Source organism: Nocardia beijingensis NBRC 16342, from assembly GCF_001612785.1.
In the GTDB taxonomy this organism is placed as follows: Bacteria; Actinomycetota; Actinomycetes; order Mycobacteriales; family Mycobacteriaceae; genus Nocardia; species Nocardia beijingensis.
Genome location: NZ_BDBC01000088.1, coordinates 1 through 12,896, shown reverse-complemented (window position 1 = coordinate 12,896; position 12,896 = coordinate 1). Strand labels below are relative to the sequence as shown.

The following is a 12,896-nucleotide window of genomic DNA, read 5'->3' as shown; positions in this document are numbered from 1 at the left end:
CTCGTCCACGATCGGACGCTGGTTGGAGCATGTGCCCTGATTCGACCGGTTGAACTTCCGCATCCGGTAGCTCTTACGCGTGCCGTCATCGTGCATCACGGTCACGTAATCGGCGGAGACCTCCTCCACCACACCGGCCTTCTCGTTCACCACCACATCACCGGCGTCGACCGCGGCACGCAACTCCATACCGGTGCCGACGATCGGCGCCTCGGAACGGATCAGCGGAACGGCCTGACGCTGCATGTTCGCGCCCATGAGGGCACGGTTGGCGTCGTCGTGCTCGAGGAACGGGATCATCGCCGTCGCGACCGACACCATCTGGCGCGGCGAGACGTCCATGAAGTCGACCTCGCTGGCGGCGACGAGCTCGTTCTCCTCGTTGCCGCGGCGGCACAGGACGCGATCCTCGAGGAAGCGGCCGTCCGGGCCGACCGGCGAGTTCGCCTGGGCGCGGACGTGGCGGTCCTCTTCGTCGGCGGTCAGGTAGACCACCTCGTCGGTGACCCGGCCGTCGACGACCCTGCGGTACGGGGTCTCGATGAAACCGAACGGGTTGACCCGCGCGTACACCGACAGCGAGCCGATCAGGCCGATGTTCGGGCCTTCCGGGGTCTCGATCGGGCACATGCGGCCGTAGTGCGACGGGTGGACGTCACGGACTTCCAGACCGGCGCGCTCACGGGACAGACCACCCGGGCCGAGCGCCGACAGGCGGCGCTTGTGGGTCAGGCCCGACAGCGGGTTGTTCTGGTCCATGAACTGCGACAGCTGGGAGGTTCCGAAGAACTCCTTGATCGCGGCGACGACCGGGCGGATGTTGATCAGGGTCTGCGGCGTGATCGCCTCGACGTCCTGAGTGGTCATCCGCTCGCGGACCACACGCTCCATGCGGGACAGGCCGACCCGGATCTGGTTCTGGATCAGCTCGCCGACGGTGCGCAGGCGGCGGTTGCCGAAGTGGTCGATGTCGTCCACTTCCACCGGGACCTCGACGCCACCGGGGGCGGTCATGGTCTTGTCACCCGAGTGCAGGCGCACCAGGTACTCGATGGTGTTGACGATGTCTTCCTTCGTCAGCACCGAACCGACGACCTGCTCGCCGAGGTGGATGCCGAGCTTCTTGTTGATCTTGTAGCGGCCCACGCGCGCCAGGTCGTAGCGCTTCTCCTTGAAGAACAGATTCTCCAGCAGGGTCTGCGCGGACTCCTTCGTCGGCGGCTCACCCGGACGCAGCTTGCGGTAGATGTCCAGCAGCGCCTCGTCCTGACCGGCGGTGTTGTCCTTCTCCAGGGTCGACATCATGATCTCGGAGAAGCCGAAGCGCTCGACGATCTCCTCGGTGGTCCACCCCAGCGCCTTCAGCAGCACGGTGACCGGCTGGCGGCGCTTGCGGTCGATGCGCACACCCACGGTGTCGCGCTTGTCCACGTCGAACTCCAGCCACGCGCCACGCGACGGAATGACCCGCACACTGTGCAGATCCTTCTCCGTGCCCTTGTCGACCGTGTGATCGAAATACACACCCGGCGAACGCACCAACTGCGACACCACAACCCGCTCGGTGCCGTTGATGATGAACGTGCCCTTGTCGGTCATCATCGGGAAATCACCCATGAAGACCGTCTGGCTCTTGATCTCACCGGTGTTGTTGTTGATGAACTCCGCCGTCACGAACAACGGAGCCGCATACGTCATGTCCTTGTCTTTGCACTCATCGATCGAGGCCTTGACCTCCTCGAAGCGCGGGTCGGAGAAGGACAGCGACATGGAGCCGGAGAAGTCCTCGATCGGGGAGAGCTCCTCGAGCACCTCCTCGAGGCCACCGACTAGGCCGACGTCGCCGCGAGCCGCCGCGCGCTCGCGCCAATCCGGCGAACCGATCAACCAGGCGAACGATTCCGTTTGTAGGTCGAGAAGCCCGGGGACCTCCAAGGGTTCACGGATCTTCGCGAAAGACACCCGCAACGGGGCTCCGGGGATTCCGGCAACTGCCTTGGTCTGGGTGGAGACTGCCAAGATGCGTCCTTCCAGCACCTCATGCGCGTCGCGTGGTGGTCCGCGACCGTCGCTCTGTCTGCTACGAATTCCGCTGGTTACTACCCGAACGAAACTCGAACAGGCAACGACGGAAGTAACACCGGAAAGGTGAACTTACGTGTGCAAATCGAGGTATGGACAGGAGGCAGCCAGCGCAACGTCCAAACCTACACCCAAGTACACGGGGGTGTCAAAGTACCACCCGTGTGATCGTCCGCATGGCTGCCGCGCCGGGCCGAATTCGCTGGCTGCGTCCTTCGGGCGCGGTGCGCTGGAAGCCACTGTGACAGCTGCCGCTGTTGTGAATAGCGTGACGGGTCGGGCGAAACTCGTCAAGTGGCAGCCCCGGCCGGGGCGCCGGCGAGATCGCCTGCCGCGCTGCGTCATCCCGGCCGATGTGGTAGCCGCTACTGGTCGACGATGTCGCTGGCCAGCCAGCGACCGTCCACCTTCTGCATGTGCAGGACCACCGGGCCGGAGACGCTCTGCTGCGCCACGCCGTCCTTGGTGGCGCTCACCACCAGGTTGACGATCAACTCGGCGCGATCGTCGGTGAGCAATGTCACAGCAATCGGGTCCGCTTTCGCGTCGGCACTGGTCTGCGCCTGCTTGACGGCCGAAATGGTGGTGTCGGCGTACTTGTCCAGATCGGCGAGCATCTTTCCGGTGAGCACCTGCTTGGCGGTGTCCCGATAGCCGTCGATCTTCTTCACGTCGTAGGCGTAGACAGCCCGCAGGGCGTTGTCGGCGGCGGCGCGCACCTCTTGGGTGGCCTCGTTGTCCACGTAGGCCTGATTCGAGGTGTCCACGCCGGGCCGTTGCGCGGCCAGCCACGCGAAACCGCCGAGCAAGAGCGCGGCGACGAGCATGGCCGCGGTGACGCCCCAGCGCGGCCGTCCGGTCGTGCGCCGCGGACGGTCCGGGGTACGGGAGATGATCTTGTGCCATCGCGACGCGCCCGCAGGGCTCCGTTCGGCGTCAGGGGTGCGCGAGTCCGTGCCCGGCCGGGAAACGCCCGCGACGCGCGGTTTACGGGCCGGTGCGGGCCGGTCGGCGCGCTGGGCGGCGGTACGGCTCGATTCCGCGGTGGGCTTGCGCTTGGAGGTGACCCGGTTGACCGGTCGGCGAGACGTCATGGGTGTCCTCCTACGATCCCGGCTTCGGCGCGGCCGGCGGCTGCGCGGCGGGTCCGCCGCTGAGCAGCACCGGCTGGCTGAGCGAGGAGATCTGTTCGGCCTTCCATACCCCGCCGTCCTTGGTCACGTCGACCGTCCAGGTGTAGCGGTAGTCGGCGGGCGGCTTGTCCTTGCTCTTCTCGGTCACCTGGAGCACGACCAGCGCCGAAGCCTTGTCCTGCTCGCCGTTGAGCGAGGTAAGCGCGGCGCCGAGCACCTTGGAGGTCATCCCGACCCCGCTCTGCTGCGCCATCTGCTCGGCCTGGTCCTTGTTCTTCGTGGCCGAGTCCAGCAGCGCGCCGGTCATCGAGGACCGGGCCAGCGCCAGCGAGCCGGGCACGTCGTCCAGGTTCATCGAGGTCATGTTGAGCGCCGCTTGGCGCGCGGCGTCCAGAGCGGTGTCCCTCGCCTCGGCGCGCGGGCCGTCGGTGAACGCCGCGCGCACCCAGCCCGCGCCGAACCATGCGGCGCCGATCAACGCCACCACCAGCAGCAGGGCCGAGCCGACGAACGCCACCCGGCCGAGCACGGACGCGCCGCCGGTCTGCCCGGAGTCGGCGGCCTTTCGATCGCCGGCGTCGGACTTCGCGGTGGACTCGTCGGCCGTGGTCGTCACGGTGTCCGGCGCGTCCGGCGCCGCCGCATCGGACCGCTTGGTCAGATCGGCGGTCACGACAGCGCCTCGCCGTCGGTCGGCTCGGTCGCGCTCCAGGGCGGCATGCCCGTGGTTCGCTCGCTCCAGTCACTCACGCGAGACACCCTAACGTCATTGCTCCTGGTCACCGCTTCGGCGTGACCCCCAGCAGGGTCGACAACTGCACGGCGACCGGAGTCAGGTTCAGCTTTTCCGGATCGGTTTTGGGGTTGGAGTCCCAGGGCTGGACGATGGCCGGATCGGCGAACTCGGCTCGCGCACCACCCCGGACGGCGGTCGGATTACCGAACGGCACAAGACATTTGGCGTCCTTGTTGAACGGGAACTCGTCGCGCGTGTCGTCGAAGTCCGGGTTCTGCGCCTTCATCTGTTCGAGAATCCGATGCGTGCCCTCGTAGCCCACCGTACAGGCGGGCGGATTGTTGGTCTCGAGCACCAGGCCGAAATGGCTGGTGCCGTCGCCGGGCGCGGTGGAGGAGCCGCCGATCGACAGCTGCGGGAGCATCTGCAGCAACGGCTTGATCGCGTAGAACTTCGGCGAGATCGCCTGCAACAGCAGCCGCAGGTTGGACAAGTCCTGGGTGAGCGGGCCGCCGCTCTCCTCGAGCAGCGCGCCGATCTGCTCGCCCGCGTCGGTTCCGGTGCCGATGAGCCTGCGCACGTCGGGGTCGCTGGAACGCAACTGGGCGGTGAGCTTGTCCAAGCCGTCGCTGAACTCGCGGATCGCCGCGGACTGCTCGGCCTGCGTGCCGAGGGCGACGCGGCCGTCGCGAACCAGCTGGATGGTCTGCGGCAGCGTCGCGTGGAAGGTCTCGGTGAATTTGTTCAGCGAGTCGATCAGCACTTGCAGATCGTCGCCCTTGCCGTCGAACGCCTTGCCCAGTTCGCGCACCGTGGTGTTCAGCGCGTTCAGGTCCACCGAGCTCGCGAAGGTGTCCACGCTGGACACCAGCGACTCCACCGATACCGGCAGGGTCGCCGAGGTGATCACGGAGTTGTCCCGCAGGTACGGGCCCGCCTCGGAATCGGGCTGCAGGTCCACGTACTGCTCACCGATCGCCGACCGGTTGGCGACCACGGCTTTCGCCGACGCCGGGATCTTCGGCGCGTTCGAGTCGATGACGAGGTTCATCACCACGCCATCGCCGGTGAGTTCCAGCTCACCGACCCGGCCGACCGGGACGCCGCGGTAGGTCACCTCGGCGCCCTTGTAGATGCCGCCGGTCTGCGCCGCGCGCAGCTTCACCGTGTACTCGTTGAGCCCGAACATGTGGTCGAGCCGGATGTACTTGCCGCCGACGTACACGACGCCGAGCACCGCGATAACCACGAACGCGATGAGCTGCCACCGCACCAGACGTGTCATCGCGGACCACTCCCTACGCCGAGTTGCTCGAGGATCGCCCCGACCGGACCGGGCACGCCGGGCGCGGGCGGCTGCGCCATCAGCGGCGGCAGCGGCAGGATCGACACCGTCGGCCAGCCCGGACGCGGTCCGTTGCCGTTGTAGTACGGGTTGGTCGGGTTCACCGGCACGGGCGGACCCACCGGCGGGATGTACACCGGGTCGGGTTTGCCGACACCCAGGTTGCTGAGGGTTACGCCGATCTGCTGGTCGACCGACAACCACGTGTTCACGCTGCCGCCGAAGGTGCTCTCCAGCGCCGAGTCGGGGAACGGGTAGGTCGGGATCAACGGAACCGCGGTGACCAGATCCGGCGCCGACCGGCCCAGCTCCTGCAGCGTCGGCCGCAGCGAGGTCAGGTCGCGGATCAGGTCGTCCTTCGCGGTGTTCAGCACGTCGAAGCCCGCTTCGCCCAGCCGGTCCAGCTGCGCGAGCAAGGCGACCAGTTGCGGGCGCTGCTCTTCCAGGATCTTGATGCCCTTGGGCAGCTCGTCGAGGATCTTGCCGATCTGATCGGTCTGCCTGCTCACCCTCGCGCTGAGCACGTCGAGGCCGTCCAGCGCGCGGGTGATGTCGTCCACCTGCTGGTTCAGGCCGTCGATCAGCGTGTTCGCCTGCTCGATCAGCGAGCGGACGCGGTCCTCGCGGCCGCCGATGGTCTTGTTCAGCTCGGTGACGATCGGCTGCAACTGCGCGACGCCGCCGCCGTTGAGCAGCAGCGACAACGCGCCGAGCACCTGCTCGACCTCGGTGGCGTGCCGGGTGCGGTCGACCGGGATGACCGAGCCGTCGGCCAGCCTGGTCGGCTCCGGCTCGGCGGCGGGCTTGGAGAGCTCGATGAACTTCTCGCCGAGCAGGTTCGACTGCCTGACCTCGGCCCGCGCGTTGGCGGGCAGGTTCACCGACGAGTTGACCACGGTGCGCACCGTGGCGGTCCACTGGTCCTTGCCGATGCTGATCTTCTCGACCCGGCCGACCGGCACACCCTCGACCTTCACCGCCGACTGCGGCACGAGGTCGAGGACATCGTCGAACTGGATGTCGATGTGCATGGGGTGCTCGCCCACGTCCGCGCCGCCGGGCAGCGGCACGCTGTAGATGCCGTCGGAGGCGCACGACGTGATCAGCGCGCCGGTCAGGCCGAGCGCCAACGCCGCGCCGAAACCGCGTGCGAGCGAACGGATTCGAGTGCTCATCGCGCCCCTCCCTGCGACGGCGGAAGCCGGTCCGACGGCGTGCCGGGCACTGTGCCAGGCACCGGGTCGCGCTGCTGGTTCTCGCCGCTGAGGATGCCGAACGGCAGGTTCAGCGTCGGGGTCTGCACCCCGGCGGTGATCTGGTCGGTGATCTCCTTGCAGTGGTCGAGGACCGGCCGCATCTGCCTGCCGAGCGCCTCGAACTTGGGATCGCCCGGCATCAGCTTGGACAGGTCGAGCATCTTGCACACCACGCCGAACGGGTCCTGCAGTTCGGGGAAGTTCGCGCGCATGTCGAGGGTGCCCGATTCGGCGTTGTGCACGTTGATCAGGTTGCTCAGCGCCACCGGCAGGACCGGAAGCAAGGCGGCCACGTCGTCGCGCTGGTCCGACAGCGTCTTGGTGAGCTGGATCAGCTTTTCGGCGTTGTCCGCGATCAGGCCGCGGTTGTCGTCGATGAAGCGGGCCACGTCACCCAGCGCGATCGACAGCAGGTTCAGCGCCGCGCCGAGATCCTGCCGCTCGTCGGCGAGGAACGTCGACAGATCGGCCAGCTGCGTGTTGAACTGCCGGACCTGCTGGTCGTTCTGGGCCAGCATGGTGATGAAGGACTGCAGGTTCTTCACCGTGTCGAAGATGTCGCCGCGCGCGTCCGACAGGTAGCGGACCGCCCGCGACAGCTGGGTGAGGCTGTTGGCCAGCGCCTCGCCGTTGCCCGACAGGTTCGCCGCGCCGGTGCGCACCAGTTCGTTCACCGCTCCCTGGGCGTTGGCGCCATTGGGACCGAGCGCGTCGGAGAGTTCGGTGATGCTCTTGTACAGCTGGTCGACTTCCACCGGCGTCGCCGTGCGCTCCCGGGGAATGGTCGCGTCGCGCGCCATCTTCGGGCCGCCGGTGTACACCGGGGTGAGCTGGATGTAGCGGTCCGACACGATCGACGGCGTGATCTGGGCGGCTCGCGCGTCCGCGGGCACGTCGTACTTGCGGTCCACGCTCATCACGATCTTGACCTGGTCGCCCTGCGGCTCCACCGAATCCACCGAGCCGACCGGCACGCCGAGGATGCGGACGTCCGAACCCTCGTAGATGCCGACCGAGCGGTCGAAGTAGGCGGTGATCTTGGTCGTGGACAGCCGGTTGAACAGCCACCACAGCACCACCGCCACCAGCACGGCGAGCACGACGATCAGCGCGATGCCCACCTTGGCGCCGCGGCTGGAGCCGCGCACCGCGCCGACCGGATCGCTACGCCAGTTGTCCGCCACGTCAGTTACCTCCCAAAGTGCGGATCGGCTGACGGTAGCCGGGGATTTCGGGCAGCGCGGGCGGCAGCACGTTGACGATCACCGCGTCGAACCAGCGTCCGGTGCCGAGCACGCTGGCGTACAGGCTGTAGAACGGCGCCGCGAGTTCCAGCGTCTTGGAGACGTTCTGCTGGTTGTCGTTGAGCAGATCGATGGCGGCGCGGAGGTTCCGCAGCGCGGGCCCGATCTGTTCCTCGTTGTCGTGCACGAGCGCGCTCAGCTCCGCGGAGACCGTCTTGGCGCCGGAGAGCAACTGCTTGATCGACTGCTGCCTGACATTGAGTTCGGCGAGCAACTGGCCGCCGTTGGCGAGCAGACGCTCGAACTCCGCGTTGCGGTCGGCGAGGATCTTGGTGGTCTGCCTGGTCGCGGCGAACAGCTTCTTCAACTCCTGATCACGCTTGGCCAGCGTCTCCGACAGCCGGGCGACGCCGTCGATGGAGCCGCGGATCTCCGGCGGCGTCGTCTCGAAGGCCTCCGACAGCACCTGCATACTCTTGGCCAGCTGCGTGGTGTCGATCTGATCGATCGTGCGCGCGGCATCGGTGAACGCGTCCACCACGTCGTACGGCGACACCGTGCGCGAGAGCGGAATCCGGGAGCTCGGATCGGCCGGTTTCGAGCCTCGCGGATCGAGCGCGAGGTACTTCTGGCCGAGCAGCGTCTTGATCTGGATGGACGCGGTGGTCTCGTTGCCGATCCAGGTGTCCTTGGTGCGGAAGTCGACGAGAACGCGGTCACCGTCGAGCCGAACGTCGGACACCGAGCCGACCTTGACGCCGGCCACCCTGACCTCGTTGCCCTTCTTCAGGCCCGCCGCCTCGCGGAATTCCGCGGTGTACTTGGTGCCCGCGCCGATGATCGGCAACTGATCCAGGAAGAACGCCGACATCGTCACCAACAGCACGACGGCGATGCCGAGCGCGCCGAGGAACGCCGGGCTGCGCTTGCCGAGCAGAATGCGGTCCTCCATCAGCGAGCCTTCCCGTGGCAGCGCGGCGCGGCGTTCGTGTATATCGGCTGGTTGATCGTCGGCAGTCCCGCGGGCAGGTTGAGCTGCGGCGCGTCGACCGCGCCCGACCCGACGACGATGTCGATGCCGCACAGATAGAACTGGAACCAGGAGCCGTAACTCGCGGCGCGGCCGAGCTTCTCCATCTTCAGCGGCAGGTTGGTCAGCGCTTCGTTCACCTCGTCCTGCCGCTCGTCGAGCGTGCCGGTCAGCTGGCTCAGACCAGCGATCGACCCTTGCAGCGTCGGACGCACCGGGACGAGCAGGTCCGAGGTCGCCGAGGTCAGGTTGGCCAGCGAGGTCACCGAGCGGCCGATCGTGTCCCGATCGGCGTTGAGGCCGCTGATCAGCGCCTCGGTGTTCACGATCAACTGATCGAACTGGTCGTCGCGCTGGTTGACGGTGTCGAGCACGGCGGTCAGATTGCGGGTCAGCTCACCGATCACCGCGTCCTTGTCGGCGATCTTGTTGGTCAGGTTCGCCGTGGTCGCGACCAGATCGTGGATGGTGCCCTGCTCGCCCTGGAAGACCTGGATGATCTCGAAGGACAGCTTGTTCACGTCCTCCGCGGTCAGCGTGCGGAACAGCGGCCGGAAGCCGTTGAACAGCGTGGTCAGATTGAGCGCGGGCCTGGTGCGCTCCAGCGGGATGGTGCCGCCCTCGTTGAGCTTCTTGCCCTGCTCCCCGGTCCCCTGTTCCAGCGCTATGTAGCGCTGGCCGACCAGGTTGCGGTACCTGATCGTCGCGGTGGTCGACGCAGGCAGCCAATCCCGGTCGGTGAGTTCGAACTTCACTTCGGCCAGCCGCTTGTCGACGATGGACACATCGGTGACCTTGCCGACCCGCACGCCTGCGATGCGGACCTCGTCACCGGGGTTGAGCGAGGTGACGTCGGTGAACCTGGCCTTGAACTTCGTGCCGCCACCGGTGTAGTTGGCGATCGACAGCGCGAGCACCGTGGTCACGAACAAGGTCACCAGAACAAAGATGATCAGCTTGGTCAGCGGCCCGCCGAGGCCGCGCAGTTGCTGCTTCATCGCACGCTCACCTCGCTTCCGCGGAACGCGGGCGCGCCTGCCCTGGTCACCCAGCCGGGCACCTGATCAGGGGCGACGCCGTTGGCCGCGCCGTAGATCGCGCCGAGCGACTGCCGCTCCATCGGGGAATCGGCGATCGTCGGCATCTTGCTCGCCGGGTGGACGCCGAACTGCGGCGGCTCCAGATGACCGGTCTCCTGGTCACCCGGGTTGCGGCTCGGGACGGCGTAGGAGCCGTCGTTGTTCGGGCCGCCGGTGTACTGGCCCGGATCGACGCCCAACGGCATCTCGGGGATGCACCACGGACCCCTGGTGTCCAGCCAGCGCGGCTCGTCCTGGTTGGGCAGGTACTTGCCGCGGGTATTGGTCAGTTCGATGGTCACTCGGGAACCCGGGGTGTCGGTGCCCTTGCCGAAGATCCGGTCGATGCGCGGCTTCAGCTGCGCGAAGTTCGCCAGCGAGCAGGCGTAGTTGGGCGAGTAGTAGGCCAGCTGCTCCAGCGCGGGGCGGGAGTCGGCGGCCACGTCGATGATGTTGTCGCGGTTGGCCAGCAGGAACTCGGTGGTGGTGGCCGAGGTCGGCGTCAGCGTCGCGTACAGGGCGTCGATGTCGGTGCGCCGCTGCACGATCGTGGCGTTGGTGGTGCGCAGGTTGTCCAGGGCCTGGATCAGCTGCGGCGCCGCGTCGGAGTAAGTGGCCGCCACCTCGGCGAAGCTGCGCAGATCGGCCCTCAGGTCCGGAAGCACCACATTGACCTGGCGGAAGATGTCGTCCAGCTTGTCGACGCTCTCGCCCAGCGCGGTGCCCTGCCCGGACAGCGCCTGCGACAGCGCGCCCAGCGTGGCCGCGAGATCCTGCGGCGGGATGGCCTGCAGCAAGGGCAGCACATCGTCGAGCAGTTTGCTCAACTCGATGGCGTTGCCGCTGACGTCCTGGTGCAGCGTCACGCCGTCGGTCAGATGCCGCGGGCTCGGGTCCTGCGGGATCACCAGATCCACGTAGCGCTCGCCGAACAGCGTCTTGGGCAGCAGGCGCGCGGTCGCGTTGTCGGGAATCTGCTGCGCCTTGTCCGGGTTGATGGCCAGGTTCAAGGTCACCGCGCCGCCTTCGGAGCTGCTCGAGCGCACCTCGCCGACGGTGATGCCGCGCACCTTCACATCCGCGTTGCGGGTCAGCGCGTTGCCGACGCTGTCGGTGATCAGGTCGACGTGGACCGTCTTCACGAATTGCTTGTTGTAGATCGCGATGGTCGTCCACAGGAACAGCGCGACCACGACGAAGAACGCGATCCCCAGCACTCGAGTTCGCAGCTTCGCCGTCGAGCGCCAGGTTTGGGTGCGGCTCATCCGGCCACCCGAACCGTGGTGGTGGTGCCCCAGATCGCGAGGCTGAGGAAGAAGTCGAGCACGTTCACCAGAACGATCGCGGCCCGGACCGCGCGGCCGACCGCGACGCCGACGCCCGCGGGCCCGCCGGTGGCGTGGAACCCGTAATAGCAGTGCACCATGATGATCACGAACGCGAAGACCAGCACCTTGAGGAACGAATAGAGCACGTCCTCCGGTGGCAGGAACAGACTGAAGTAATGGTCGTAGGACCCGCTGGATTGCCCGTTGAACCAGATGCTGATCGTCCGCGACGCGATGAACGTGCCGAGCAACCCGACGATGTAGAGCGGGATCACCGCGAGGAACCCGGCGATCACACGGCTGGTCACCAGGAACGGCACGCCGGGCACCGCCATCACCTCGAGCGCGTCGATCTCCTCGGAGATCCGCATCGCGCCCAGCTGCGCGGTGAAACCGCAACCGACCGTCGCCGAGAGCGCGAGCGCGGCGACCAGCGGCGCGATCTCACGGGTGTTGATGTAGGCGGTGAGGAAGCCGGTGAGCACCGAACTACCGAGCGCGTCGAGGGCTTTGAAGCCCTGCAGGCCGACGACGACGCCGACGGAGCCGGACATGAACACGATGACGCCGATGGTGCCGCCGATCACCGCCAGCGCGCCGGTGCCGAAGGTGACCTCGGCCAGCAGCCGCATGACTTCCTTGCGGTAGTGCACCGCGGTCCGCGGGATCCACGCGATGGCCCGCGTGTAGAACGACATCTGCTCGCCCGCGCGATCGATGACGTTGAGCGGCATCCGAGCGACTTCACCAACCCGGCGCAGGGACTTGGCGACCGGGGTCCGGTACGACGTGGCCATCCGTCAGGCACCCTTGGCCGGGACGACCTGTAGGTACACCATGGTCAGGATGAGATTCACGAAGAACAGCACCATGAACGTGATCACCACGGATTGGTTCACCGCGTCACCGACTCCTTTCGGGCCCCCTTTGGGATGCAGCCCCTTGTACGCGGCGATGACGCCGGCGAGCAGACCGAATATCGCCGCCTTGATCTCACCGATCCACAGGTCGGGCAGCTGGGCGAGGGCGGAGAACGACGCCAGGTAGGCGCCGGGGGTGCCGCCCTGCAGCAAGACGTTGAAGAAGTACCCACCCGCGATGCCGACCACCGATACCAGGCCGTTGAGCAGCAGCGCGACCAGCATCATGCCGAGCACGCGCGGCACCACCAGCTTTCGCACCGGATCGATGCCGAGCACTTCCATCGCGTCGATTTCCTCGCGGATGGTGCGCGAGCCGAGATCGGCGGCCACCGCCGACCCGGCCGCGCCCGCGATGATCAGGGCCGTCACGACGGGAGCCGCCTGCTGGACGGTTGCCAGCACACTGGTAGCGCCCGTGAAGGATTCCGCGCCGAGCTGTTTGATCAGCGAGCCGGTCTGCAATGCCACGACCGCGCCGAACGGAATCGCGACGAGCGCGCTGGGCAGGATCGAGACACTCGCGATGAACCAGGACTGCTCGATGAACTCCCGCCACTCGAAGGGGCGGCGGAATGTCTTCCGCAAAACGTCGAGGAGCAGCGCAAAGATGTTGCCGGCCTGGGCAAACCCCGACTCCAGGGGAGTTCGCAATCGCGCCAGGGTCGAATTCACGATCGCAGATGTTACCCGTTAGTTGTGTTGCGTCGCACGGTGGTGTCGAACGCACCACCCTGATAATT

The 12,896-nt window shown here is 67.1% G+C and carries 11 protein-coding genes; all 11 read right to left on the bottom strand.

What is annotated here, in order from left to right:
• Positions 1 to 2,037, bottom strand: a 2,037-nt coding sequence (gene rpoB, locus NB3_RS33605; protein WP_084823895.1) for a DNA-directed RNA polymerase subunit beta, incomplete at its 3' end; no start/stop codon positions are given.
• Positions 2,038 to 2,447: 410 nt separating this feature from the next.
• Positions 2,448 to 3,176 carry a hypothetical protein gene (locus tag NB3_RS33600; protein WP_067811502.1) on the bottom strand — a complete coding sequence of 243 codons (729 nt, stop codon included), beginning with the start codon at positions 3,174 to 3,176 and terminating at the stop codon, positions 2,448 to 2,450.
• A gap of 10 nt (positions 3,177 to 3,186) precedes the next feature.
• Positions 3,187 to 3,888: an Rv1363c family protein gene (locus tag NB3_RS33595; RefSeq protein WP_244892186.1), complete on the bottom strand. Its 702-nt coding sequence runs from the start codon at positions 3,886 to 3,888 to the stop codon at positions 3,187 to 3,189.
• Between the two features lie 106 nt (positions 3,889 to 3,994).
• Positions 3,995 to 5,236: an MCE family protein gene (locus tag NB3_RS33590; protein ID WP_067811499.1), complete on the bottom strand. Its 1,242-nt coding sequence runs from the start codon at positions 5,234 to 5,236 to the stop codon at positions 3,995 to 3,997.
• Positions 5,233 to 6,471 (bottom strand): MCE family protein, encoded by a 1,239-nt coding sequence (locus NB3_RS33585; RefSeq protein WP_067811497.1) that lies wholly within the window; start codon positions 6,469 to 6,471, stop codon positions 5,233 to 5,235. The genes NB3_RS33590 and NB3_RS33585 overlap by 4 nt, the downstream gene beginning before the upstream one ends.
• Positions 6,468 to 7,700 (bottom strand): MCE family protein, encoded by a 1,233-nt coding sequence (locus NB3_RS33580; protein ID WP_067811507.1) that lies wholly within the window; start codon positions 7,698 to 7,700, stop codon positions 6,468 to 6,470. The genes NB3_RS33585 and NB3_RS33580 overlap by 4 nt, the downstream gene beginning before the upstream one ends.
• 37 nt (positions 7,701 to 7,737) lie before the next feature.
• A complete protein-coding gene (locus tag NB3_RS33575) occupies positions 7,738 to 8,748 on the bottom strand; it encodes an MCE family protein (RefSeq protein ID WP_067811494.1) in 1,011 nt (336 codons plus the stop codon).
• Positions 8,748 to 9,824, bottom strand: a complete 1,077-nt coding sequence (locus NB3_RS33570; protein ID WP_174553276.1) for an MCE family protein — start codon at positions 9,822 to 9,824, stop codon at positions 8,748 to 8,750. Before NB3_RS33570 ends, NB3_RS33575 begins: the two co-directional genes overlap by 1 nt.
• A complete protein-coding gene (locus NB3_RS33565) occupies positions 9,821 to 11,170 on the bottom strand; it encodes an MCE family protein (RefSeq protein ID WP_067811491.1) in 1,350 nt (449 codons plus the stop codon). Before NB3_RS33565 ends, NB3_RS33570 begins: the two co-directional genes overlap by 4 nt.
• On the bottom strand, positions 11,167 to 12,030 hold the full coding sequence (locus tag NB3_RS33560; protein ID WP_067811488.1) for an MlaE family ABC transporter permease: 864 nt from the start codon (positions 12,028 to 12,030) through the stop codon (positions 11,167 to 11,169). The genes NB3_RS33565 and NB3_RS33560 overlap by 4 nt, the downstream gene beginning before the upstream one ends.
• A gap of 3 nt (positions 12,031 to 12,033) precedes the next feature.
• On the bottom strand, positions 12,034 to 12,828 hold the full coding sequence (locus NB3_RS33555) for an MlaE family ABC transporter permease (protein WP_051021363.1): 795 nt from the start codon (positions 12,826 to 12,828) through the stop codon (positions 12,034 to 12,036).
• Positions 12,829 to 12,896: the final 68 nt, after the last annotated feature.